The organism is Schaedlerella arabinosiphila, assembly GCF_003885045.1.
Taxonomy (GTDB): domain Bacteria; phylum Bacillota; class Clostridia; order Lachnospirales; family Lachnospiraceae; genus Schaedlerella; species Schaedlerella arabinosiphila.
On sequence record NZ_RHJS01000002.1, the window covers coordinates 3140265 to 3166239 of the forward strand.

Below are 25975 nucleotides of genomic sequence, written 5' to 3' on the forward strand. Positions count from 1 at the left end.
AAATTTATAAACAGCTAAGCACCTCCATTATTCTTTTCCCTCCCATTCCATCAACGATAGAACGCTGTAATACTGCTATTCGGTTTCGTTCTTCATATTCACAGCTCAATCCCACAGCACTCCTGATTAATTCTTCTGCCAGATTTTCACACCCTTTTACCCTCACATCCCCAATATTTTTCAGAATCCCCTGACGCTCAAACCCTTCTGCTCCCAGAATCTGATTGTCAGCTAAAATATATGTTATGGTCGGGGTCTGTGTTGCACAGAGTTCATACAGGGTACTTCCTGACGCACTAACAGCTACGTCGCATTTTTGCATCAAGGCACTCATGAATGTCACATTATGATAAAGAGTTATATTTGGAACTTTTGACGCAAGAAGTTTTATTTTTTCCAAATCTCCATTCATTGGACCAATAATAAAATCAAACTGATATGTCCTGAATATTTCACCGCCGTTTATCACAGCCTGTACCAGGGCTAATCCCATATGCATACTATCTGCACCGCCTGTGGAGACAAGAATGTTAGCAGCATCTCTCCTTACAATACGCTCCGGCAGATTTTGAAATTCCTTTCTTAAAGGGGCATAGCCTGTTCCTAAAAGTAAATGTGGAACTTTCCTGTTTTTATTTCCACTGTATAATTCTTTATACTCCCGCTCTTTGTCCGAACCATAAATATTATAATTAATCAATACATCACATGAGTATGGAAAAGATAGTATATCATCTAAATAAACCAGCTTAACGCCAGCAATTGAGCACGTACTATACAATGAAGAAAGGTAAAAATCAGTCACATAATACGAATCCACAAAAAAGGCTGAAGGCTTATACTTCTCGACTAGCTTTTTTGTGACTTCTAAATCACTATTCAATTTTTTATAATCCGTATTTAAAATAAGAGTTTTATGGCCATGTGTATGAATAATATTTTCAAACACATTGTCACACGTCAAAAACCAGCATTCATCTTCTTGAGCATCTGTGCTGTCTGCAATTGATAAGCATCTCATGATATGCCCTGATCCGATATTCATGTTGCCGTCACAACGGAAAAATACTATCACATTTTCTCCTTCCCACTATTTTCTATAGATCCTATCATCCTCTGCTTAAAATCGTATATTGTTTCATCCCAGTCTATTGCTTTTCCCTCCATAAAATCCTCCAGATCTTTCCTTCTATGGTACGCCCCCGCCCCTTGCTGCACATATGGGGTCAATATCTGTTTTTTTATCTTCTGAAAATGTTCTGTAAACAGCGCTACAATTTCCTGGTTCAGTGATTCATACGTTGTGCGGAATGTTTCTTTTTTTTCATTGAAGAAAAGCTCTTTTTGTAATAAAATATCACCTTGGTCTAATCCCTCAGATAATTTATGGATTGTAACCCCCTTCGGCGTGTCATCAATAAAACTCCAAAAATTGGGATCAGCTCCTTTATTCCATGGCAGATATGAGATATGTAGATTTACGATTCTTTCTTTTACTAGCTGAATCATATTCTTTGGAATCAAATAGCTGTAATTATAACTGACTACCAATTCAGGTGATAAAAATATAATCTGTTCTTCTGTAAGCTTTCCGCTGTAAAAATAAACCTGCTCTCCCTGTTCTCTCAGCCATTGATAGAGGGCAAACGAATTTCGATTATTGCTTAATAGTAATCCCCCCCCTGATTTTTTTGTTAAACTCCTGGTCTATTTTGCAGTATTCGATCCGTTTATGATAACGAAAATATTTGTCTCTCTCTTCTGCTGTGTAACCCAATTCCTCAAATATTTTCTGGGAAGCAATATTCTCTTTGAGTACCTCGCCAAAACAACAATTGCACTCCTGAAAATCTTTTACAGCAGCATTGTTGAGCAGTTTGATTAAGGCCTTTCCATATCCACATCCCCGGCGTTCCGGAATGATGCTATAGCTGATCCGGCAGGTCTCACCGCTGGCTTCCAGCCTGCCTTGTCCAACGGGCGTGATTCCATCCATCAGTATATATTGTTTCTGTGTTCCGGAAAGCAGAATTCCTCTGAACCAATCCATATGTTCTTTCCAGGTAATCTTTTGAGGATTGAATGAATTTCCCCTGCATTCGCAGTCATTCACCAGATTAAATAGAAATTCCGCATCTTCTTGAACTGCATAACGTAAAAATATATCTTCCATAAAACCATCCTTTAGTTTTCCAAGTAACTCCTCGTTAATCGGCTCTCCCCTTTTTATATCGATACAGCTTTTTCTGGATACTACCGTTTCCAGATATTTAGGTTTTATACCGTATCCCGGGCGAATGCTCCTTACATTTTCTGCAGAAAGCAATTCGCCGGCTTTGATATCTTTTACCGCAAAAAGGCTTCTGCGGAATACGGTTGATGCTTCTTCTCCTTCTGTCAAACTATAATCCGGCCCTTTTGCTATCAATTTTGCATTCCGGACATCTTTTACCATCTGCGCAAATTCTGTTATTTCCATACTGAATTTGCTGTCCGCACTCTCAACGTCCGGTAATTTTATATGCTTTTCTACCACACAGGCACCAAGCGTCACTCCCACGACTGCACCAAGGCTTCCCGCACTATGGTCGGACAAACCGATGGGCAGACGGAAGCGCTGTTTCATATCCGGAATATTCCTCAGGTGCATATCCTCCCACGGAGCTGGATATTCACTACAGCATTTCAGCAATACGATCTGATCGTTGCCGCCACGCTGACACGCATCTATAGCATCCTGTATCTCCTCCAGGCTTCCCATCCCCGTGGATATAATCATAGGCTTTCCCTTTGATGCGGCATATTCGATCAGCGGAATGTCTACCAATTCAAAGCTGGCGATCTTATATGCCTCAGCGCCTAAGCTTTCGAGAAAATCTACCGCATCGTTATCAAACGGAGTGGACAAAAAATCAACACCGCATTTTTCGCATTCCTCTTTGATCCTGCCCTGCCACTCATAGGGTGTCCCGGCTTCCTGATACAGGTCATAGAGCTTACAGCCATCCCAAAGCCCTCCCTGGATTCGGAAGTATTGGTTATTGCAGTCAATGGTCAAAGAGTCTGCTGTATAGGTCTGTATTTTTACGCAATCCGCACCGGCTTTTGCAGATTGTCTTACAAGCTCCAGCGCATTTTCAATACTTCCTCCGTGATTAGCGCTTATTTCTGCAATAATATAAGTCTCATCCATAGCAATCTTTTCAAAAATATGAAACATGTTTTATGATCCTCCTTTTTAGTTGAGCTTTTCAAAATCGCAGAAAAAAACTCTCTCCGCAAATGCTAACTTTTTTTGTCTAACTCCTTACTTCTGTAATCTTCCTGGTAAAGAACCGTATATTTTGCTTCCGCGATATTCCAGTCAGAAATTGTATCTATATCTTGAACCTCTTCCTCATCAACTATGTATGGCATTGTTTTCGGCAATATCAACGTATGTTCATTTAAGAATTTCTCACATGAGCATATATAGAACTGGCCGCAATCATGATAGATTGGTTCTAAATCCTGGCTTCTCGTTCGTTCATACTGCGGATATTGATACTTAATCCATTCTTCCTCTATCACAAATCCTCTTTGCGGCGGGAAACTGTAACGTACTACGGAAACAAGCGCATCTGCTAATTTTTCTTTTAAAGAACCCATTGCATCTGCTAATTTAGATGCTGTAACAAAGGGTGCTGTTGGATAAATACACGCAAAATAGTCATACTTCTGTCCCCTTGTTTTATATGCTTCCAAAACCTCAGCAATAACATCAGCAGTTGTCGCAAAATCATTACTTGTTTTCTCACTGCGCAGGAATGGAACCTTTGCTCCGTGCTGTTCTGCTATGTCCGCAATTTCTGCACTATCTGTAGAAACCATAATTTCGTCAAATACGCCGCTTTTAATTGCGGCCTCAATACTGTATATGATGATTGGTTTCCCACAGAACTCTCTGATATTCTTTTTAGGGATTCTCTTGCTCCCACCACGAGCGGTTATAATTGCTATACTTGACATACTCTCTTACTTCCTATAATTCTCTACAACTTTCTTCACTGCCTGGATCACATCTGCAACATCCTGGTCCTTCATCCTTGGATACAGCGGGATGCTCATGATCGTTTGATATATTTCCTCTGCAACTGGACATAGTCCTTTTTTATAGCCCAGCCCTTTATAATAAGGAAACCAGTAAACAGGGATATAGTGAACCTGGCACTGGATATTTTCTGCTGACATAGCATCAAAAAACTCTCTTCTGGTGCAAGAGAGTTTTTGTAAATCTAATCTGATAATGTATAAATGACGGCAACTGTCTGACTCCGGGATTTCTTCCTGAATTATAATCTCTGGAATTTGCGAAAATGCTTCATTATATTTACTGACAATCTCTTTTCTTCTCGCGGAAAATTCTCCTAGTTTATTCAACTGGTTTAATAGCAGCGCCGCCTGGAAGTCTGTCATGCGGTAGTTAAACCCTAATGAAATCTGTTCATAATACCAAGCCCCCTGGTAATAAGCTTCCTCCATCAAATTTTCTTCACGAGTAATGCCATGAGTGTGTGCCAAAGTAAGCTTTTTATAAAGTTCCTTACAGTTTGTTGTTATGGCACCTCCTTCGCCGGATGTCACCGTCTTGACCGGGTGAAAAGAAAAACAGGTCATATCTGCAAGACTTCCTATCGGTCTGCCGCAATATTTTGTTCCGATCGAATGTGCAGCGTCTTCAATAAAGATGAGATGATGCCTGTCACAAATTTCTCTTATCTCTTTTATCTTTACGGACTGTCCCGTAAAATCAACAGCTACAACAGCCTTTGTCTTATTTGTGATATGTTCCTCAATGCTGGCAGGGTCTATGTTGTAAGTTAAAAGATCTACGTCTGCAAATACAGGCCTGGCTCCACAATATAACGCACAGTTCGCACTTGCTGCAAATGTCAGCGGGGTAGTTATGACCTCATCTCCTGCGCCAATCCCTGCCGCAATACAGGCACAATGGAGTGCGGCAGTTCCGTTGCTTACAGCCACCGCATATTTTGCTTCAGTCTGTTCAGCCAAAACCCGTTCCAGCTCCTCCACTTTTGGCCCGCAGGTGATAAAATCACTTGTCAATACCTGGCTAACAGCTTGGACATCATCCTTATCAACCCATTGTCTTCCATAATAAATTTTTTCATTCCGTACAGGAATACCTCCGTCTATTGCCAGTTTTTCCATAAGTTTACACTCTGCCTTTCACAAAAGATTAATGCTCGTCCAAATCCGTATTCAATTTCTCCTTTAAATCGTCTACATCCAGCCATTCCGTATTTGTACCGGAACTGTATTCAAACTCAGGAGAGACCAGCTTACCTCCTGGTATAATGTCTTTCTTTCCCCACCAGTTATAATTTGGATATATAATAAAATGTTTTTCATACTCATAAGTATTAAGCGAATCTTCCATCGTTACCATAATTTCATGAAGCTTTTCACCTTCTCGTATTCCTACTTCTGGCATTTCACAGCCTGGAAGCATAGCCTGAGCTAAATCCGTAATTTTAAACGATGGAATTTTTGATATAAATGTTTCACCACCGCGTGCCTCTTCAAGAGCCTTAATTACCAATTCTACCCCTTGTTCAAGACTAATCCAGAAGCGTGTCATTCTGTAATCCGTAATTGGCAGCCTTTTTTCACCATGATCAATGATGCTTTTAAAAAAGGGAATCACACTCCCTCTACTTCCAGCCACATTTCCATATCGAACAACCGCAAATCTGGTTCCATCTGATCCGCCATAAGAGTTTGCGGCACAGAACAGTTTATCTGACACAAGTTTTGTCCCACCATAGAGATTGATCGGATTTACAGCCTTGTCTGTACTTAATGCCACAACCTTTCTAACCCCGACTTCTAACGAAGCATTGATTATATTCATTGCACCATTAACATTTGTCTTAATCGCCTCATTTGGGTTGTATTCACAGGCCGGTACTTGTTTTAAAGCCGCAGCATGGACAACATAATCAACATTCTTCATTGCCATCCGAAGCCTGCCTTCGTCGCGGACATCCCCAATAAAAAAGCGGAGTACATCCTCGTACTCCCTATAACGGTTGCTCATAACAAACTGCTTATATTCATCCCTGCTATAAATAATAATTTTTTTCGGATGATAATGCGTCAAGACATATTCCACGAAATGATGGCCAAAAGAGCCAGTACCACCTGTCACCAATATTATTTTGTTATTAAGCATTTTCTTCACTCCTCTGTCCATTAAAATTTATGTTATTCATGATAATTCTGACCACTTCCTCTTCCGGGTGCTCTATATTCTTATCATATCCCATGATTATTTCTTGCTGCTTTCTAGTAATATCAGCCCGAAGTTCTGCATTATAAATCACCTTATCGACTTCATCTAAACCTTTGACCCTATAGGCATATGGCTGCTCTGGAAAAATATCCCATTTTCTGATTAACTGTACTGCAATAACCCCCATTTTTATTGCCTGAATACTTACAGTACTGCCAAGAGAAATACAAATATTTGTCTCTGCCAGCACATCAGTTGCAGAACGTCCGCCGGACTCTATAGTAATCTCATTTCCAAACAAAGAGCTATATGTCTTGAAATACTTTTCATCATCGTTAGGGTGTAGTTTTAAAGAAAATGTATACTGATCTTTATTTCTATTATATAACTCAATAAATTCATCTAATGACCTTTTTATTTCCCTGTCATATGTCTTATTTGAAGTAATCCATGCGCTGTCCGTAAAGTAAACGATTTTATTCTTTTTTTCTGTCTCCACTTTTTTTCTTGTCAGCATGCTTCCGACTGCAATAGCATTTGTTCCATAACCTTTCTTAAAAAGTGCTTCATGTACTGACCCATATGTAAAAGCAAGGTATACATTGGACTTTGTAAATGCTGACCAAACCCGCAGGCTGGCTTCATTATGCTCACCATGCTGCATAGCAAAATGCTGGATTCCGTACTTCTGATGTAAAAAACCGAAAATACGATTTCCAAGACTATAAGAAAATCTGCAATTTTGAAAATATCTCCTGTAAAGACCATTTGAAAATGCTCTATAAGAAATAAATTCACTCACATATTCCAGATAGCTTCCCAAACTATATCTCGAAATAATATTTGAAATAGTCTTTGCATTTCTAAATGCATCCGCCAAATCTGATATTGTGAGAAACACATTCCTTTTATCCCCCAATTTTTCTGTGGAATATACGGTTGCGTATGATAAGTCCCTTAATTCTGTTTTATGTGCTTTGTAGACCTCCTTATCGACAAAGAAATAAAAATATACCTTTTTGCATTCCAGTTCTTGTGCAACAGGCCAGATCAATCCCCAATCATTTTCTCTATCTAGATATGAGATTATTATTCCCTTTTCTTTCTGCCATCTTTTCTCTTTCTTACTGCGATTTATTATGCTCAAGATAGGAAAGGCTATGATTTTTCCTATACTTTTAAACATTTTTATACTTTTTCCGATATTTCGTCTGTCACTCATTTCTGACAAAACAATCTCTGCGTACGGGTTTTTATCAAAAAATTTATGGTTTTCCTTCAGGATTTTGTCCCATCCTGCTCCCGATGCATATTCATATTTCCTTTTTTCATCTTTTATTGTTTTCTTTAGAAATTTCACAGTCTTAAACTACTCTACCTCTCTAATCTTAGCACTCCGTTATCCAGCTTATATATTCGATCACAGGAATCGAGCGTAGATAACCTATGTGCAATAATAATCATTGTTTTATCTCCTCTAAGAGAATTGATAGATTTCATCAACTCAGTTTCCGTTTTGCTGTCCAATGCGGATGTAGCTTCATCAAGTACTATAAAATCTGGATTCATATATAATGCCCTTGCAATTCCAATCCTCTGTCTTTGGCCACCGGACAGCCTCACTCCCCGATCCCCCACTTCAGTGTTAATTCCTTTCGGTAATGATGATATAAACTCCCCTAATTGCGACTGTTTTATTGCCCTTTCTATTTGTTCACTGTCAATTTTTTCCGCACCAAATACAATGTTAGCTTCAATTGTATCATCCAATAAAGAAATCTGCTGTGGTATATAGCCGATATTTAAATGATACATCTGGTTCCTTCCATTAATCTTTGTATCATCCCATAATACATTCCCTTTTGCACTATTTAAAAGCCCCAGAACCAGATTGACAAATGTAGTTTTTCCTGCCCCTGACTCACCTATCAGACCAATACTCTCGCCTTTTTTGATGTCCAGACTGATATCGTTAAAAACATTTTGATCAGCATCCGGATATGAATAGGAAACGTTTCTTATGAAGATTCCTTTATGAAGTCTGGCCAATTCAGGCATTCCGACATCAGTACTATGTATTCCCAAACAATCCGGATTCCTGCCTATATAAGATAATGCATCAATAACATGATCCACTGACGTCTCGTTAAACAGCACCGCATTCAATGCTGTATTTAATCGATTAATACTCGGCAAAAGCCTGACAGCCGCAACCGCAAATGCTGATAGCTGTGGTATGATACCACTCAACTCAGCCCCACCGACATAGCTTATTCCAAGCATTACTATGATACCTGATATCGTCCCCGCCTCTATCAAAAGTCTCGGAATATTACTAATCACTTGATTTTTACAGCTCGCATCATTATAAATTTTTGATTGCTTTCTAAATCTACTTACAAAGAAATTCTCTCTCTGCATTACCTTGATTTCTTTGATATTATCTGTAGACTGTAGTATCCACTGATTAATATTTCCAGAAAGTTCGCTATATATCTTTCCGATTCTTTGCATTTTAGGTTTAATGAAAATATATATTATGATTGTAATCACCGCTATGATTCCGATACAAACCAAAGAAATAAATGGATTGATAATCAAAACGGTAATTACCAAAGCTATACTCACTACGCCCTCCATCAATACATTCATAATGGACAACAAAGAATTATATACTCCCATAGAATCCACATAAATATTCCGAAGGATATCGCCTGTATTTGTACCTAAGTAAAACTCATATGGTTTATAAATGCAATCCTCATAAAGTTTATTTTGTATACGCTGCCTGACATCACTGGCGAATCTTGACTGGTAAGATATCTGAATGTACAGCAAAAAGTTCTTACTTATAAATACCCCTGCAATCGTAAAAAATAATATCTGTACAAAAAACTGAGGACTATTCATATGAAAAAGCGCATCTGCTGCCAGATATACTTTATTTTTCTGTACAGACTCAATATCCATAATGATACTTACCATTGGAACTAGTATTGAGACACTTAATGTCTCTAATATGGCGCCTATTGCCATAAGTAGTAATACCAGTGGGATTTTTCTCTTTTGATCTCTGTCAATCAGACTTTTAATTTTATTAATATTTGTAATCATTTGATATTAAATATTTTCTCCATTTTTCTCTGTTATTCGTCTCCCAAATCACTTTATATTGCTTATAATAAACCTCTGTTTTCCAGCTTTTGTCCTACTGATTTCATTCACATAATCTATTTTAATGCTTAAGCTGTCACCAACTTTTGCACCTAATTCCTCTAAAATCTTAAGTTCATCTTCCTCACCATATTCAATATCTTTTACAATTTTTATAATACATTCTCCTACCTGATTCTGGACAAATTGATAATTTCTTACATGATCAAAAATTCCATTATGCATATTAACCGAAGCCATAGAAATTTTATTTCCTTTTTTTCCAATGAAATACTCTTGCAGCCATCTACCTTTTATATCATTTAATAGTTTATAATGTCTTCCACATGGACATGATTGAACGTCGCAATATGAAGAATAATCACCTGTTCGATATCTGATAAATGGAGAGACTTTATTATTAAAACCTGTACATACTATTTCTCCCATTTTATTGGGTTCGGTTATTACCTGGCCATTCTCATCAATCAGTTCCAAGTATCCATATTCAGTATTTATATGGTAGAAATCAGATTTTTCACACCATCCAGCTATTCCTGCCCCCTCACTATGTCCATAAAATGTAAAACACCTGGCACCTAAATATTTTTCAATTTCTTCTTTTTGTCCTTCATAAATATTTTCAGATGTAACCAAGACTCCCTTGAGTGATACAATTCCTTCTTTTCTCATCCGTTTCAAATAATCGCACAATACTAATGCTGCAGACGGATATGTATGGAGAAACTCAACTTTCCAGTTACTGAGTTTATTTAATATTAACTCGATATTTTCGTCCGACAAATGATAGGAGTCTATAATAAGTTCTTTATTTTTATAATCATAGCTCCATAGCTTTCCTTTAGGCAGAATTTCATTTCTTAATCTTGCTAATTTTGACTTACCTCTTACGTATCCAATCCGTCCCCATATTGAATTAATATATGGCAATTCCCGTTTTCCATATGCTCCTTTTTCGTTGTAAAAGCGTGTTTGAATTCCACTAGTCCCTCCTGTAGTCGAAACAGCAATATCTTTATCTTTATACAAATCACTAACCATACGTTTTCCAGCACCGTTAACAATATTCTTATCTGAAAAGGGGATTTTCTGTATATCGTCTAAGTCATGAAAAGTATCCGGCGAAAAATTTATGCTTTTAAATAATTCTTGATAGTATGGTACATGTCTATACGCATACTCCAATAACTCCTTAAGTTTAAAGATTTGATATTCATCATGTTGTTTATATTCCCACCATTGAGATTCCTTCAAAAGGTTCTCGGATCTTCTATATTCCTTTCCATATTTAATGTTAGCAGGAATAACTCCCCATGCAAATTCAAAGGGCACTCTTATAACTGGCGGAGATAAATTTATCATATCTTTTGCAATTCTATTCCCCATTTTACACCTATAGTCTAACTCCTTCATAAATATTTCGGCAAATAAATACTAATCATTTCATCTGTTATCATTCAGCATCGCCATAAATATCACGTCATGATACTTCCCGTCAATATACACCATATCTCTAAACAATCCTTCTTGTCTAAATCCCACGGATGAATAGACTTTATAAGCATCCTTATTTCCGCTTAATACCCGCAATGATATACGGTGGAAATTCAAATAGGAAAAGCCAAAACCTACAAACAGCTTCGTTGCTTCAAAACCGAAACCTTTACCAATAGCATTTTCTTCACCGATAAAAATTCCAAATTCTCCACTATGATACAGTTCCATGATATTTCTGAAATAGACAGAGCCAACAGGAATCCCTTTTACTTCTATTATATATTGAACCGCCTCTCCTTTTTCAATTTTGGTATTCATCCATTTCTCATGAATTTCTGGCGTAAATGTATCTCTAAAAATAAAATTTTTCTTTACCCTTGGTTTATTTCTCCATTTTACAATCAAATCTGTATCTGCCAATGATATAGGACGCAATGATAATATTGATCCAGTTATTATTGGAAGTTCTTTCCCCATACTTTCAAACTCCTTTCAAATCCATTCTATTTCATTAATCGTGAAATAACTATATCATGGTATAAAATGCTTTTACTATTTGTATTATCTTTTCTACATCCTCTTCTTGTATTTTATAATATAAAGGTAGTCTTATAAGCCTTTCACTTTCTATTGTTGTGTAATTATCTGCACCATAAAACCTACCATACTTAGAACCTGCTGGTGAAGAATGCAATGGTACATAATGAAATACAGCTAATATACCATGACTTTTCAAATAGGATATCAATGCTGTCCTTTCTTCTAAAGATTTGCATTTCAAGTAAAACATATGGCCATTATGTATACATCCTTCTGGAATAAAAGGAAATTCAATTTTCCCTGATTCCTTTAATTCCCTTAATCCATTCCAATATTTTTTCCACGTTTTTAATCTATTTTCATTAATTTCATCTGCATTCTCTAATTGTGCCCATAAATATGCTGCATTTAATTCACTCGGTAAATAGCTATCACCAAAGTCAACCCAAGTATATTTATCTACTTGACCTCGAAAAAATCTTGACCTATTGGTTCCTTTTTCTCTCAAAACCTCAGCGCGTTCATTGTATGCAGGATTATTAATGACAATAGCTCCTCCCTCACCCATTGAATAATTTTTTGTCTCATGAAAGCTATAGCATCCAAAGTCACCTATAGTCCCTAATGGTCTACCCTTATAAGTACTCATTATTGCTTGAGCAGCATCTTCCACTACCATTAGATTATGCCTTCTAGCAATATCCATAATAACATCCATTTCACAAGAGACACCCGCATAATGCATAGCAATAATAACTTTTGTTTTATGTGTCACAGCTCCTTCTATTTTCGTTTCGTCTATATTCATTGTATCTGGTCTAATATCTACAAATACTAAATTAGCACCTGCAAGAACAGGTGCTGTTGCCGTACTGGAAAACGTATAAGAAGGTAAAATCACTTCATCTCCTGGTGATAAACCACATAATAAAAGTGCCATATCTAATGCTGTTGTTCCACTCGTAGTAAGCATAACTTTTTGTGCATTAAATCTCTTTTCAATCCAATTATTACATTTTTTAGTAAAATCCCCATCACCAGAAATATGATGATTTTCAATTACTTTTTTTAAATATTCAAACTCCGTCCCTATATATGGAGGAATATTAAAACAAATCATGACATCGCCTCACTAATTATGAATAAAATATTGGGTTCCACTTCTCTTGGAAGTACTCGTCTGAACATATTTTTAAAATTATCTCCCTGTTATTGCCAATCTGCTCATCTGATAGTTTTGTATCTAGTTCGTATCCATTGATATCTTTAGTACTATATATTATCGCTCCTTCTTTTCTTAAATGCGGACAGACACCATTATAGCTTGATGCAAAAATTTTAACTCCTAAATATAACATATTAAAAATATTACCTATTGCCAATTGTAATTCGCTTATAAAAATTGCCACGTCTATCTGTGATAGGAACGAAAAATAATCTTCCCGTGACATCCATTTAAGAATAGGATGGTATCTTTCTCCAAACATTCTATTACCATATTTTATAACATTACTTATATAATCTTCATTACCATCATATGAAAGAATTGAGAACACTTCGCCTTTAAATCCACATTTCTTTACTAGATTATAAACTTCAATATGGCAATCCGCGCTATTGGCACTATGACCTACTAATAAATTAGTAGATTTTCTGTTCTTTTCAATATGCATAATATTGGGGGATGTGGGTAAGACATATGCATAAAATGCATGCATGTATTTTGAATTTATCTTATAATTCTTTTTTGCATAAATATAATCACTATCCGCAGCTGTTATAATGGTATCCAAATTTCTGATAATTGTGGTTCTACATCTTTTTTTGATACGTTTTTGAATCATAAATCCATAAATTCTTTTTTCCATCTCGCATTCATTAATCAAATCACCACCCCAGACAAACCATAAATATTTTTTCTTTTGAAATCTAGAGAGTATTGCAAATCCGAACAATTCTTTCTTATGCAAAAATAAACTATGGAAAAATACTTTTTTTGCCTTAAATGTCAATAGAATCATTTTTATAAATAATATTACATTAATTCTATCTGTTACTATAATATTCGGAAAATAATAATTTCTTTTTTTAGTTAAATCATATCTATATATAATAAACAAGTGTTCCTCATTTATATATATATGATTTATTTTGTTTATATAATCTACTGTATATATAGAATCAGGCATTAAGTGTAAAAATTTAATTTTTTTTATCATTTAATACGTCACCACTTTGCTATAATTAATCCTTTCATATACTATATACTTTATTTCTGCCAGCCCTCCATCACTTTCATTATCAATGCCACTTTTATTTTTCATTTTCAATCATAATATCCTTCAGCACATCTATAAAACTTCACATGAACCGTTTGAAGGTAAGTCTTACGATTCAATCCGTATCCTGCCTTTCCAGCCGTCTGCCTCTTCAAATACAAAATACTTTCCGGATTGATCATTCCAATTGAAATCGTCGTTCATATTATGGAATACTTCCATATTTTTCATTTTAGATGCTGTCTTTTTATCCAGAAGCAACTCATGGTATGGTTGAATGTGATTATAATCAATATCCATCAGCCTTATTGCTACCAAGTCTGCAGCCAAAAGATCTTCTCCTGCTATCAAGGTACCACAATGCTTCTCCCTTGGTTCAAGGGGCCCATTTCCTTCTCCTGCTATGATTCCGTCTATAATACAAAATAGTTTTCTTTGAGGTCTTTCTCTGATGTTCCCATCAAGATCGCCAAACTCTATTATCTTGTACAAGTCAGCAACAGTACGCCACAGAGTATCATTGCCATACCAAGCACCGCCTCGAATTAAACTTCTTTTTATACCTTTCTTCACAAATATCTTTTTCGCAAAAGCATATAAAGAAAAAATGCACTTATAAATACATGTTTTAGTCTTTGTCGGATGAGCCAACAGCCTGTCTGTCAAAAATCGATTCGTGTATTTTATCGTCTTATCCGTCTGATTCAAAGGCTCATATTCATCCCCACCGTCTGATGGGTCACCTATTCTAAAATGCGGCAGGTAATTTTTATTGCCATTAATCCCTATAAAATTTTTATAATTTAAAGTAACACCATTTTTCCGATGCGTCTTCATTTTTGGAAGTGAAATGACAACATCCGCTTTCATCACTGTTTTTGCTATACAATATTCATGATGTCCATTCGAATGATGTTGCAGTACTTCGCTGCGATCATAATCCGCCCCATATATTCGCTCTGGGTGGCCAATGCCTTCATGTCTGCTGTTATGACTCATGTCAAAGATGATATACCCTTCCGGATCTCCATTCAATTGGATACGTGAATCTTCTAAAAGTACACCATCTCTATATTCAAACCTAACCTGTCTAAGGTCATACAGTTCAATCTCAAAGCAATATTCTTCTCTGTAATATTTAACCAGATCCTTTAACTGAGTTATCCTTACTAATTCTTCAAAATCACAGTCACTCTGCGGTGAGTCAGCAATTATGACTCTTCCTTTATCCCCTGCTGCTTTATATGCATAATCAGTCACCGCCCGAATAACGGATGGGTGGGTAATGACTGCCCAAATACTATCCCCACACCCATTCCTATGAAGAACAAAGTTTGGCTTTAGAAGTACAGTATCTCCGGGCGTAATCACATCCCCTAACGGATTCCATTTTTCTGTTCCATAATTGCTGTCATCCAATCCTAACATATGAAATAACTGCCTTACCATTTCATATGTTCTATTCTCTTCCTCTCCAATAGCACCCTGATATTCCGGATATTTCCTGTGAGGGTGGAATGGCGTGCCTTTAGGATAATCTATCTCTTCTACTTGAAATACTATTTTGCTCACGTCTCTATATTCCTATCTATAACCCCATAAGCCGGGGATTTTCTTAGTTGCATTTTTCGGTGTATATCAAAGTCGCGTTTTCCATAATCCTCTACTAAAACCTTGTTATCTCGAATCACGATCCGTCTGATATGCTCAAAGTACATATTTCTATACCTGACTGCAATTGCACTTTTAGTAAACTCCACAATCTCCCTGTTATCCGCAGTTCTATATCCAAAAATACCCTGGAATTCTCTTTGCTCTTGTCCATAATATGGTACATTATGGGCTTTTGCTGAACGATACGCATTTCTCTTTTCAGGATATCCAGTATAAGTAAAAGTTCCTGGGTCTTTCTGGTGGCTTATACCGTCCACTTCATATTCATAATGAAGAGTATCGTTATGCCCATGCCCACTTCTTTCGTTTGTACCAAATCTAAATAACAAAGACGCCTTGTCACTTCTTATAACACAGAATCCCATTTTAGAAAACAAAGTAAAGTCTAAAAGTTTATTTTGTGTCTTGAAATCTATAAGTTCTGTTGACTTCTTAATTGGATACTTTTCCAATACACTCTGCTCTAAATTCAACGATATCTGGACTTTTTTATCATTTTGTTCCGCTCCCATGTTACCATTTGTATACTTTTTTTGATAATTCAATCTTTTGCCTGCCAGTTGATATACCATCACTGCTTCTAACGATGGTGTATCATTTTTCGTATTTGCAATCAATCCATCTGTATATCGAATCAGACTGTCCATGCTGCTGTCATCTTCTAGAAAATATTTTTCAGCTTTTCCGTAAATCTTTGTATATCCATCTAAATTAAGGTACTTAGATTCAGCTTCACTATTTGATAAAAATCTTCCATGTGGTACTACCTTTACAAATCTGCCGCTGTCACAGTCTCCGAAAGAATAATATGAATGATTCGTTTTTCTCAAAGAAACAGCCAAATTTTTATTGTTATATAGCCGTTCCATTACAAAACCAGGAATAACCTCTCCATTTCTTATAAGCATCGCCGTTCCAAAGACAGCCATTTCTGCCACAAGTTTGAAATAGCCGGTGGAGCCTTCAAAATGTCCGCCTTCTGAATAAAACTGTTCTTTGGTTTCTTTGAAAAACTCTTCCCTAGCATAGTTATACACTTTCTTTGTAAAGACATTTTTATTTTGGAGATAACCTGTAGCCACCAATAATCCGACAATATCAGAATAATAATGATTGCCGTTTTTCCCACCAAATATATTTTTCTCTAAGTTATTCCATATAAATTTAATATGACTATAAACCAGTTGTCCTATCAATATAGTAAATTCTGTATCTAAAATATCTTTGTCATCTGTCTGTTTTAGCACATCATACGAAATCAGGATATTTGATATCCTGATAGATGCTTCCATCGGAAGAACCCAGTTTACGCCAATTCCTACAGGATTATTTTTTGTAAAATCCTCAATTACATTCCTATAATGAATCAATGCTGCCATTTGTAGTTCACGATCTGTCTCTGATAAAACATGCAACGAAAATGGTACGAGATAATTCATCCTTCCTAATTCCCATACATTTTTTATATCCACACCTTCTGGAGAATGAATACAATCATTTTCATCTAAATAATCCGCAGCCCACCTGTAACCGGTCTTAATATCTACATTCCAAGGTATTCCCCTATACTCATACTGCCCTCTGAAATCATCCTTTATATCACATCTATATCTGACCCATCCGCTTCCAAGAAGATCAAATCGGTTTTCCATGGTCATCTTTCCATAATAATTCACTTCGTCTACAATCAGGCTTGCATCAATTTGTGTAATATCTATTAAAGACTTGACCAAATAATTGTCACATTTTCTCCGCGGAATCCTATATCCTACAAATTTATTTATTTTTGTACTATTTTTGAAAACCTTATAAGCAATAATATTACGTAACCTAATTAAATCCCCTTTATTTTTAATTTTTAATTTCATACATTTTATCGTCTTTTATTCATAGATGATAGACTCCCTCTAAACAGCATATATTCCGCGTATCCAAAACAACTTTTCCTACAAGCTTACGAATATTATGCAAGATTTCGTCATGGCCAACCATAATTACAATGATATCTGTGTCATTTAAAAAGCTATCCAAATCATGATACTGATGATCTACTACATTTTCTATAATGAACGGATCATAAACCTTAAGCGGATACCCAAGATGCTTCTCCTGACTTTCAAGTAACTGGAGGGTAGGGGATTCTCTCATGTCATCTACATTCTCTTTATAAGTAAGCCCATAGAGACCAACACGACTTAAGTCGTTCATCCCCTTTTCCTTCATGATATCATAGATACGATGCAAGACAAATGCAGGCATCGCGTCATTCGTTTTCATAGACTCATCAATAACCTTCGCGAGACTCGGATAATCCCCCACAAGAAACCATGGATCAACTGAAATACAGTGTCCTCCCACACCTGGACCAGGCTGTAAAATATTCACCCTTGGATGCATATTACAAATTCGAATAATCTCATAAACATCCAAATTATCATGACGGCATATTTTCGCCAGTTCATTAGCGAACGCTATGTTGACTGCCCGGTAGGTATTCTCTACTACCTTTGTCATTTCTGCTGACTGAATATCCGTTACAACAATTTCTCCCAAACAAAAAGAGGCGTATAGCCTCTTTATCTGTTCACCTGTTTCCATCGAATCTGCGCCAATTGTCCGATTGTTATGATACAATTCCTCCACCATATTACCTGGAATAATTCTTTCTGGAGCGTGCACTAATTGCACGTCCTCCCTTCCTGCCTGTCTAAGCAATGGACGTATAGACTTCTCAATTGTGCCTGGCGATATTGTGGACTCAATAACAATAATTGCATTTTCCTTTGCCACTTTTAATGTCTCTGTAACAGCTGATACTACAAACTTCGCATCTATTTTCTTGCTGAACTTATCATATGGCGTAGGTACAGAGATAATATATGTATCTGTATTTTGATATGATATATCAAACATTATCCCGCACTCCCGAGCTTTCTCAAATAACCTATCAATCCCTTTCTCCTTGAAGGTAAGGTGTCCACTTCTGAGAGCTTCTATCACTTTTTCATTATAATCTGTCCCCACTACTCTGATACCATGTGATGCAAGCATCAAAGCAGTGGGAAGTCCAATATACCCTAATCCTATTACATTTACCATTCAATCATTCCATCCTTTTTCTGGTTAATATTTTCAGATTGTATATGCAATACATTTTAAAACTAATCCTCCAAAAGAACCTTTGCAGTATACACATCGGTAAAACGTTCTCCTAACTGATAGGTTTTACCGTTTCTAATCTCGTCTTTTGCCTTTCTTATGGCATATTCTATACTGTCAGCTTTATTGTCGCATATAATATATCTGTGAAAGTTCTCAAAGTAGGATCTCATTGCATCCTTTTTCTCACCGTCTACAGCAAGTATAATCGGTTTTTGGTATTCTGCAGAATAGTATATCTTTCCAGGTATCTGAGATCCTTTCCTGTTGCAGATGCATACAAGAATGTCCATGCTTTCTTCCATTTCAGTCGCAATAGCCAATGGCTGCATATCCACTACTTTTACATTATCTGTGGATTTCAGGAAAATATCGGAGCCTCCGACAATCTTCAACCTATGGTTCCACCGATTACATGCCTCATATAATGGCCATATATTCCTGGATCTACTGACATAATTTCCAAAGTATCCAATTACTATATCCTTTTCCATAGATTTTTTCTTTGACTTTTGATTTGTAACTTTTGCTTTGACTGATTGATTTACCCATGTCATTTTATCAGCATACGCAGGAAATAGTTTCTTCTGTTCTTCCCATGTGAAAGGTGATGTGTACACTACTTTCTTTGCCATGCTCAGATAGTATTCTTCTTCTTTAAAAACTCTTCTTCGTAAGAGCGGAAATGTATTCCCACTGTCTTTAAACCATGGATCCCCCCAGCACTGAATCCATTTATCCTCAATATTCCTGATCTTTCCATCCTTTATCAATTCCAATATCAGCTTATGGGATGATTTGGGATCGCTTATAGATATAATCCTATCATATCTATCATAGTCTAATTTTACTTTCCGAATTCCGGAAATATTAATCACCTGTACATCATAAATATTTAACAGTCGATATATTTTTTTTAACAGCGTTCTACAAATATTTTTCTTTTTTGCACCTGCTTTGGATTGCTTTAAACGATTGTATGTCCCTGAACGCTCAAATGTAAAATACTGATTGACATATTGTCTCACGAAATCCTCATTGGTTGCATCATAAGAATAATCATCCGTCTCAACATTCAGAGTCAGTAAGTCACACTTATTTCCTAGTTTATTTGCACCTGATATAAATCCGCACATTCTAATCAATGCACTTGTATTATGATATATCGGTGTCATATTGATAAATAAAAGATTCACTGTTCAATCCTCAATTTCCCTTTTGATCCAACATCTCCCAGAATACCCTCAACCAGTTTTTCTTATATAAGTTCTGATGTCTGATTGCATCCTGAAAACTTATCAGCTTCCACCACCTTTTAAATATTGTCCGATAGAGTCTCCCCTGGTCGGAAAAATATTTTTCAGTGTACCCCTTCCGCCACGTTGATGTGCTGCCCGGAGTCAACATAGCAATGTATACTGGAACGGCGTATACTTTTAATCCTTTCGACAGGCATTCTGCCAGAAATATATTATCCTCGCCATGCTGATACTGGCATCCCCCTCCAAAATTCTGATTAAAATAAATTCCGTTCTCTACTATGGATTCCCGCCTAAATGCAATTCTAACCGCCCCATACCTTAAAAAATTATGCCACCAGACTCTTGTGGCATGTTTTATAACATACCGTGTTACGGGTTTTTCATATATGTTAAAAATAATAACATCTGCATTTCCGAATCTTGAAAATGCTTTTCGTACTTTGTTCGCATATCCTTTTACATAGATAATGTCTTCATCCGCCAAAAGACAAATGTCTCCCCTAGCTCGAATCATAGCATTATTCCTATTCAATCCAACTCCTCGTTCAGAAAAATTTAAATAGATGATATTATTCCCATTCCATTCAAATCTCTCGATAGAATCCCCGTCACATTGATTTCCAATAATCGCATCTGTTTCAATACGCATTCTGTCAAGAAGACTCTTATCAGACTGGTGCATTGCTGCCACCAATACTTCTACACTAATATCTTTTTTTTTCATCTTATTCAATATACTCCAATGTAAACTATATAGTTGTAGTATGTAATAAAATAATTCAGTATGTGTCAAAACATTTTCAATGCAAAATATAGCATAGCCATCATTGCAATTCCAAACGTTATAATTACAGCATAATATTTTCGTTTGATCCTCTCTGTCCTCGAGAATTCCTCCGCTGCTGCCAACACGAACAAAGGAAGCGGCATAATGAAATGTCGAAATGTAAAAGTCGTCAGAACAACACTTGAATAAACAACCATATACATCCAAGCGTTCACATTCCTTTTTACAATAGCTTTAAACATATATGGAAGCATGTATATTTGATAGAAAGTACCTAAATAAACCATTGCATTACTTGTGGAAAATAATGGTTTATTTAGAAAATCCAAAGAGAACAGGCCAGCAGGAAACGGCACTGTAAATCCATACATTACTCTTAAGATCCAACCAAATGGGAAAACAGGGGTTGAAAAAATCTTGGAGGATAATCCGTAATCCTGGGACAGAAGATACATTGTGTATTTCTGCGAATAATTTATATAAAGTCCAAGTAAATTGTATCTCAATAAGATTACTAATCCCGCTGCCCCTAATAATAAATACAATAACCATTTACGTTTTTTTCGAATATCACTATGAAAATCCATATATATCAATGCTCCTAGCAGAATGCATATATATACCGAAGCCATTCTGATATAAGACAAAAAATAGGTGATAACAATAATTGTGATTATACTTACAAACTTTCTAGAATAGTGTTTCAATTGATCTTTTTTAGTGAACAGTTGTGCCAAATTATAAACGATAACAATGATCAAAAACTCCATTAATGTGTCGCGGTAGACAAAAGAAGAAATATATATTCCATTTGGAAATAGAGCCAATGAGATAAACATATATTTTTCAATTTTGGAATCCATTATCCTCTGTCTCAATAATTTGCATGTGAGAAGTGATAGCGAAAGCCACAAATACAGATTAAGTATCCTTGGCATTGCCGTATGGTAATGACCAAATACCAATAAATTTATCCATGATAAAAGCAATGGATAACCCCTGGCATTTCCCTGATTTGTAAATACTACGTTATTCAGTTCTCCAAAAGAAAAAATCTCCCTTTCAAACAAATACTGTCCCCAGGATTCAAAATGCTCGTCATCTCCTGCATAATATGGAATCCCATATTCTTCTATAAGTCCATAATAATGTATCATAAGATACAGCAGCATTACGAACATTATAATGAACATATAGCCATAGTATCTCTCTGGTAATCCTTCTGCGCAAATCAGTGATATAGTCATACCAATAAAACCAATGACTACTATTCCAGCATTTCCCCAAAAAATAGACAGACAAGTCATCAAAAAGAGATTTGCATAAAAATATGCCTTTTTCTGACTGCTTACATATCTTATGTTTTTTCCGAAGGATTTTATCCGAAGAGTATTTCCTATTATAACGTTCTTATTGCCAATGTACTCTTTCATATGTCTCCCTATTTTTATTTTCCAACAAATTTTTTCTCAAAAATTATTTTTTTTAATATTCCGAAAAACAAATTTCGAATTACAAATATCGTTGATAAAATGACAGACCTTTTTTCCACATTACGAAAGAGTTTATAGTGCCATTTAATCAGCGATAAATAATGTTCTCTTGAAATTGATCCGGCTCTTATCCGATATTTTGCAAGAGTTTCGTCCAGCAAGGAACATTCCGCATAGCGTGTAAGCATCAACCACATAGCGTAATCATTATTTTTACGAATATTATTTATCTGCAGTTTGTTTGGCAAAATATCAGCCCTATACATAACGGTAAGGCATCCTGGCCAACAATAGTCGAACATTCTGTTCCTTTTTATCAACTTTGGCCCGGAAACATAAATTCCTAATGGTTTTGAAACACTATCTATTTTTTCATACCTTGTGTAAGAGAAGCAGCTCTGTTTTTCTTCCATAAAAGTTATCTGCTTACTCAGCTTTTCCGGATACCATAAATCATCAGAATCCAGGAAAGCAATCCACTTCCCCCTAGCCTCCTGTAAAGCCTTATTACGGCATTTCGCAGCCCCACAATTTTTTTTTGCTCGATACATCGTAATTCGTTTATCATGAAAACTACGAATCATATTTACAGTTTCATCCTGACTATGATCATCTACAATGATCAACTCCCAGTTTGAATACGTTTGATTTATGACAGATTGAATAGATTCCTTAATATATTCTCCTGTATTATATGATGGCATTATTATAGATACTAGTTCACTCATTTTTTTATCAAACAGAATAAATTTTTGTTTTACAAAATATTATATCTGATCGCCTTTCATAATAGCATTCATATACATCACAGCATTAAGCGATTGAATTAGTCTAAAGTAAGAATAATGTTCGAGCCTTTTCCTAACAGGATATAGAATGCTTACTATAATTCCTATTCCTTTCCGATATCGCAGGTTAAGCTTGCAATAGCTCTTTCTGAAATGAAAATATTTTTCAAAATATTCATTGAAATTGGTTTTATGGTTAATTGTTCGCTCACCATTACATATGTATTTTCCTTTCCCAATTTCACTATTAAGATCTTGTAACACTTTAAATAAAATTGCCAAATTTACCTGATATCTCTCACTTTCAGGCGAAGACTTATGACTTATTATCTTGAAAAAAGTATCCTTATCGGCCACTGACGTATATGCGCATAATTGTTTTTCCGCATTGAATGCCCCCCATACTCTAATCTCATCTGGCCACCCTGCAATACTTTTTATTGTTTTTTCTTTGTTATAATTCTTCACAAATTGTTTTTCATACGACGAATTTGCTTTTATCAGCACTTGATATATCTCTTCCGCATATTCCTTTGCTCTAATTTCCTCGCATTGAAAATTCTTTATCCCTTTTCTAATTTGGGTACGAATTTTCGATTTTACATCTTCCATCTGAAATGGATTATCTTTTATCACATACCACCAATTCGTTTCATATCCGCAATCCCACTCTGTCGTCCAACGAGCCAAAAGTGGAATCCCTCCTCGAATTTTCCAAATTGACCCATTCTCTATCAATTTCAAATTCGGAATTTCATGTGGTGCACATGTGGGAATGGCAGCATGATTATAATATTCCCACCCAATCATACCATCCCCCATTTTTATATTTTCTTCAGTCACATTTGCTCTCATCTATATATATGCACCGCCTTTTATGAAGTTTTTCAGCAGCTTCTTCAATTATTTTTCTTGCTTCTTTCTGTAAAGTATCATATTCTTTTGAATTTACTCTTCCATTCTCTAAAAGCCAATCTCCGTAATCCAGAGCAGTTGCTTGCCCCTCCTCAGTAATGCCGTCCTTCCTGATGACTTTCCATACAGTTTTCATTATTATCTTCATATCGCCAATGAAAGTGATATGATCTATGTACTCCAAATCTTTATCGAGTTTCTCTTCCCAGCTGATTGCATTTCTTCCAGAAACTTGTGCCAATCCAGTCAAACCGGGACGCACTGTGTGTCTTTTCCTATGCTTATCACTCATAAATACCATATCTCTTACGAGCTGAGGCCTGGGACCAACGATTGCCATATCACCAGTTATTATACTGATCAGTTCTGGCAGTTCATCCAAACTACTGCTTCTCAATTTCTTACCGAAAGGTGTAAGACGTTCTCTATCAGAGAGCAACTCACCATCTGTACCTTTTTCATCTGTCATCGTCCGATATTTTCTAAGAGTGAATAGTTTTTCTCCCAATCCTGGTCTCACTTGTTTAAAAATGACTGGTAATCCGATATTCTTTTTTACACTACAGTCGAGAACCAGCATAATCGGCCACAGAAAAAATAATGCAATAAGCGATAATACAAGATCTAAAGGGCGTTTTATATGTTTCTCATATAAACCATACGGAGTATGACTATTACTCCATCCCTTTTTCTTCTCTGACTTGCTAACAATTATTCCAAATGCCGTACACAGCCCAAATAATGTGACGAGTCTCTTCGAATTTGTTTTCATATCACCTCACCTAAAGCATCTATGTATGATGTCAATTACGACTTTCTGCTGCTCAAATTTCATTTTATTATCTGAGGGCAGACAAAATCCCCGATTGAAAAGATCACTCGATACTGCCACACTCCCTCCCATCTTTATATATGCATTAGATCCTGCACGTCCATTCCCATCTTTCTTCACAAAACTATTGCCACTATAAATTGGCTGCTCGTGCATAGGCTTCCAGATAGGACGTCCTTCACAATTGTAGATATTCAATGCCTCTAATATCTCCGTAGGACAACTCTTTCCATCCACAATCTCATACACTGCGGATCTCCCATTCCTCACCATTGGCTCCATAGAGTTGGCTTCAATCAATCCACAACTTAGCCAATAGTTGGATATACCAACTATTCCCATAGGATTCATACTCACTGGCAGATCCCTGAGACCTTCCTCATACATCTTATAAATCTTCCGCTTGCTTTTAATATGAGTCTCTAAAAAATCCCACTGCCCACGAATAAGTCCCGCAACAATATTAGACATCCTATAGTTATATCCCAACTCCTCATGTTCATACCATAGTGCCTCCTCACGAGCTTGAGTGGACCATTTTTTTGCTTTATTGTAGGAATACTCATCAGGTGTGATCAGCATTCCTCCCATAGATCCCGTAATAATCTTGTTACCATTAAAACTGATGATTCCGTAATCGCCAAATGATCCTGTCGGCTGTCCGTCAACTGTTGCCCCTAAAGACTCCGCTGCATCTTCAATCAAAAGAGCTTTGTGTTCAGAACATATCTTCCTGATCTCTTGTATCTTCGCAGGAGTTCCATAAAGATGAACTAAAACGACAATTTTCACATCTGGATAGAGTTTAAAAGCTTGTTTTAGCGCCTCCGGATCCATATTCCACGTATCATATTCAGAGTCGATAAATATCGGTTCGCCTCCTTCATAAACAATAGGATTGACTGTAGCATCAAAAGTCAAATCACTGCAGAAGACTCTTTTACCGAGCATACTGCCCCCGTATCCTTTCCCATTCGGAGTACTGATACCAGTACTGCTTTGATACACCTTCTCTGCAGCAAGTTTGATCGCCAGATGAATCGCGGCAGTACCACTGGCAAGCGCAACTGACCTTTTCCCCATGTATTTACTTACTTGCCGCTCCAGTTCATCAATATTCGCCCCAACTGTAGTAACCCACTCAGTATCATATGCCTCCTGGACATACTTCATTTCCGCGCCATTATGCATGGTCGGCGATGACAGAAGCGCGCGTTCAATTAATGGTTTTAATCCTTTAAATCTCTTGTCATTTTTAAAGTCATGCAATGTTTATTCCT

Annotated in this window: 22 protein-coding genes; all 22 read right to left on the bottom strand. The window is 36.4% G+C overall.

Features of this window, described 5'->3' with window-relative positions; translation table 11 throughout:
- Positions 1-4 precede the first annotated feature (4 nt).
- The 22 genes from pseG to EBB54_RS15250 all read right to left on the bottom strand — a co-directional run bounded on the left by pseG (position 5) and on the right by EBB54_RS15250 (position 25964).
- A complete protein-coding gene (gene pseG, locus EBB54_RS15145) occupies positions 5-1075 on the bottom strand; it encodes a UDP-2,4-diacetamido-2,4,6-trideoxy-beta-L-altropyranose hydrolase (protein ID WP_125128044.1) in 1071 nt (356 codons plus the stop codon).
- Entirely contained in the window at positions 1072-1629 is a 558-nt protein-coding gene (locus EBB54_RS15150) for a formyltransferase family protein (protein ID WP_125128045.1), read from the bottom strand. Before EBB54_RS15150 ends, pseG begins: the two co-directional genes overlap by 4 nt.
- 28 nt (positions 1630-1657) lie before the next feature.
- Positions 1658-3220 carry a pseudaminic acid synthase gene (gene pseI, locus EBB54_RS15155; protein WP_125128046.1) on the bottom strand — a complete coding sequence of 521 codons (1563 nt, stop codon included), beginning with the start codon at positions 3218-3220 and terminating at the stop codon, positions 1658-1660.
- Positions 3221-3285: 65 nt separating this feature from the next.
- Entirely contained in the window at positions 3286-4008 is a 723-nt protein-coding gene (gene pseF, locus EBB54_RS15160; RefSeq protein ID WP_125128047.1) for a pseudaminic acid cytidylyltransferase, read from the bottom strand.
- 6 nt (positions 4009-4014) lie between these two features.
- A complete protein-coding gene (gene pseC, locus EBB54_RS15165) occupies positions 4015-5211 on the bottom strand; it encodes a UDP-4-amino-4,6-dideoxy-N-acetyl-beta-L-altrosamine transaminase (protein ID WP_125128048.1) in 1197 nt (398 codons plus the stop codon).
- 28 nt (positions 5212-5239) lie between these two features.
- Positions 5240-6235 (bottom strand): UDP-N-acetylglucosamine 4,6-dehydratase (inverting), encoded by a 996-nt coding sequence (pseB, locus tag EBB54_RS15170; protein ID WP_125128049.1) that lies wholly within the window; start codon positions 6233-6235, stop codon positions 5240-5242.
- Entirely contained in the window at positions 6228-7655 is a 1428-nt protein-coding gene (locus EBB54_RS15175; protein WP_125128050.1) for a hypothetical protein, read from the bottom strand. Before EBB54_RS15175 ends, pseB begins: the two co-directional genes overlap by 8 nt.
- Before the next feature lie 14 nt (positions 7656-7669).
- Positions 7670-9409: an ABC transporter ATP-binding protein gene (locus tag EBB54_RS15180; RefSeq protein ID WP_125128051.1), complete on the bottom strand. Its 1740-nt coding sequence runs from the start codon at positions 9407-9409 to the stop codon at positions 7670-7672.
- Positions 9410-9457: 48 nt separating this feature from the next.
- Positions 9458-10882, bottom strand: a complete 1425-nt coding sequence (locus EBB54_RS15185; RefSeq protein ID WP_125128052.1) for a phenylacetate--CoA ligase family protein — start codon at positions 10880-10882, stop codon at positions 9458-9460.
- A gap of 30 nt (positions 10883-10912) precedes the next feature.
- Entirely contained in the window at positions 10913-11443 is a 531-nt protein-coding gene (locus tag EBB54_RS15190; protein ID WP_125128053.1) for a GNAT family N-acetyltransferase, read from the bottom strand.
- A 49-nt stretch (positions 11444-11492) separates the two neighbouring features.
- A complete protein-coding gene (gene rffA / locus EBB54_RS15195) occupies positions 11493-12626 on the bottom strand; it encodes a dTDP-4-amino-4,6-dideoxygalactose transaminase (RefSeq protein WP_125128054.1) in 1134 nt (377 codons plus the stop codon).
- A gap of 16 nt (positions 12627-12642) precedes the next feature.
- Complete coding sequence (locus tag EBB54_RS15200; protein WP_125128055.1) at positions 12643-13725, bottom strand: TDP-N-acetylfucosamine:lipid II N-acetylfucosaminyltransferase; 1083 nt, start codon at positions 13723-13725, stop codon at positions 12643-12645.
- 168 nt (positions 13726-13893) lie between these two features.
- On the bottom strand, positions 13894-15357 hold the full coding sequence (locus EBB54_RS15205; protein ID WP_125128056.1) for a DUF362 domain-containing protein: 1464 nt from the start codon (positions 15355-15357) through the stop codon (positions 13894-13896).
- Entirely contained in the window at positions 15354-17327 is a 1974-nt protein-coding gene (locus tag EBB54_RS15210) for a heparinase II/III domain-containing protein (RefSeq protein WP_125128057.1), read from the bottom strand. The genes EBB54_RS15205 and EBB54_RS15210 overlap by 4 nt, the downstream gene beginning before the upstream one ends.
- Before the next feature lie 19 nt (positions 17328-17346).
- A complete protein-coding gene (locus tag EBB54_RS15215) occupies positions 17347-18558 on the bottom strand; it encodes a nucleotide sugar dehydrogenase (protein ID WP_125128058.1) in 1212 nt (403 codons plus the stop codon).
- 62 nt (positions 18559-18620) lie between these two features.
- Positions 18621-19814, bottom strand: a complete 1194-nt coding sequence (locus tag EBB54_RS15220) for a glycosyltransferase family protein (RefSeq protein ID WP_125128059.1) — start codon at positions 19812-19814, stop codon at positions 18621-18623.
- Positions 19815-19824: 10 nt separating this feature from the next.
- Positions 19825-20604, bottom strand: coding sequence for a glycosyltransferase (locus EBB54_RS15225; protein ID WP_125128060.1), 780 nt, complete (start codon positions 20602-20604; stop codon positions 19825-19827).
- 65 nt (positions 20605-20669) lie between these two features.
- Positions 20670-22100 (bottom strand): hypothetical protein, encoded by a 1431-nt coding sequence (locus EBB54_RS15230; protein ID WP_125128061.1) that lies wholly within the window; start codon positions 22098-22100, stop codon positions 20670-20672.
- 14 nt (positions 22101-22114) lie between these two features.
- On the bottom strand, positions 22115-22888 hold the full coding sequence (locus EBB54_RS15235) for a glycosyltransferase family 2 protein (protein WP_125128062.1): 774 nt from the start codon (positions 22886-22888) through the stop codon (positions 22115-22117).
- Between the two features lie 39 nt (positions 22889-22927).
- Entirely contained in the window at positions 22928-23803 is an 876-nt protein-coding gene (locus EBB54_RS15240) for a hypothetical protein (protein WP_125128063.1), read from the bottom strand.
- Complete coding sequence (locus EBB54_RS15245) at positions 23784-24635, bottom strand: sugar transferase (RefSeq protein ID WP_125128064.1); 852 nt, start codon at positions 24633-24635, stop codon at positions 23784-23786. The genes EBB54_RS15240 and EBB54_RS15245 overlap by 20 nt, the downstream gene beginning before the upstream one ends.
- 6 nt (positions 24636-24641) lie before the next feature.
- Positions 24642-25964, bottom strand: coding sequence for a DegT/DnrJ/EryC1/StrS family aminotransferase (locus EBB54_RS15250; protein ID WP_243127684.1), 1323 nt, complete (start codon positions 25962-25964; stop codon positions 24642-24644).
- Positions 25965-25975 lie beyond the last annotated feature (11 nt).

Coding starts and splice junctions, on each gene's coding strand:
- EBB54_RS15225 (WP_125128060.1), bottom strand. CDS start 20,604: ATGAAAAAAAAAGATATTAGTGTAGAAGTATTGGTGGCAGCAATGCAC.
- pseI (WP_125128046.1), bottom strand. CDS start 3,220: ATGTTTCATATTTTTGAAAAGATTGCTATGGATGAGACTTATATTATT.
- EBB54_RS15215 (WP_125128058.1), bottom strand. CDS start 18,558: ATGGTAAATGTAATAGGATTAGGGTATATTGGACTTCCCACTGCTTTG.
- EBB54_RS15235 (WP_125128062.1), bottom strand. CDS start 22,888: ATGAGTGAACTAGTATCTATAATAATGCCATCATATAATACAGGAGAA.
- EBB54_RS15200 (WP_125128055.1), bottom strand. CDS start 13,725: ATGATAAAAAAAATTAAATTTTTACACTTAATGCCTGATTCTATATAT.
- EBB54_RS15230 (WP_125128061.1), bottom strand. CDS start 22,100: ATGAAAGAGTACATTGGCAATAAGAACGTTATAATAGGAAATACTCTT.
- pseF (WP_125128047.1), bottom strand. CDS start 4,008: ATGTCAAGTATAGCAATTATAACCGCTCGTGGTGGGAGCAAGAGAATC.
- EBB54_RS15245 (WP_125128064.1), bottom strand. CDS start 24,635: ATGAAAACAAATTCGAAGAGACTCGTCACATTATTTGGGCTGTGTACG.
- EBB54_RS15185 (WP_125128052.1), bottom strand. CDS start 10,882: ATGAAGGAGTTAGACTATAGGTGTAAAATGGGGAATAGAATTGCAAAA.
- pseB (WP_125128049.1), bottom strand. CDS start 6,235: ATGCTTAATAACAAAATAATATTGGTGACAGGTGGTACTGGCTCTTTT.
- EBB54_RS15180 (WP_125128051.1), bottom strand. CDS start 9,409: ATGATTACAAATATTAATAAAATTAAAAGTCTGATTGACAGAGATCAA.
- pseC (WP_125128048.1), bottom strand. CDS start 5,211: ATGGAAAAACTGGCAATAGACGGAGGTATTCCTGTACGGAATGAAAAA.
- rffA (WP_125128054.1), bottom strand. CDS start 12,626: ATGATTTGTTTTAATATTCCTCCATATATAGGGACGGAGTTTGAATAT.
- EBB54_RS15240 (WP_125128063.1), bottom strand. CDS start 23,803: ATGAGAGCAAATGTGACTGAAGAAAATATAAAAATGGGGGATGGTATG.
- EBB54_RS15190 (WP_125128053.1), bottom strand. CDS start 11,443: ATGGGGAAAGAACTTCCAATAATAACTGGATCAATATTATCATTGCGT.
- EBB54_RS15210 (WP_125128057.1), bottom strand. CDS start 17,327: ATGAAATTAAAAATTAAAAATAAAGGGGATTTAATTAGGTTACGTAAT.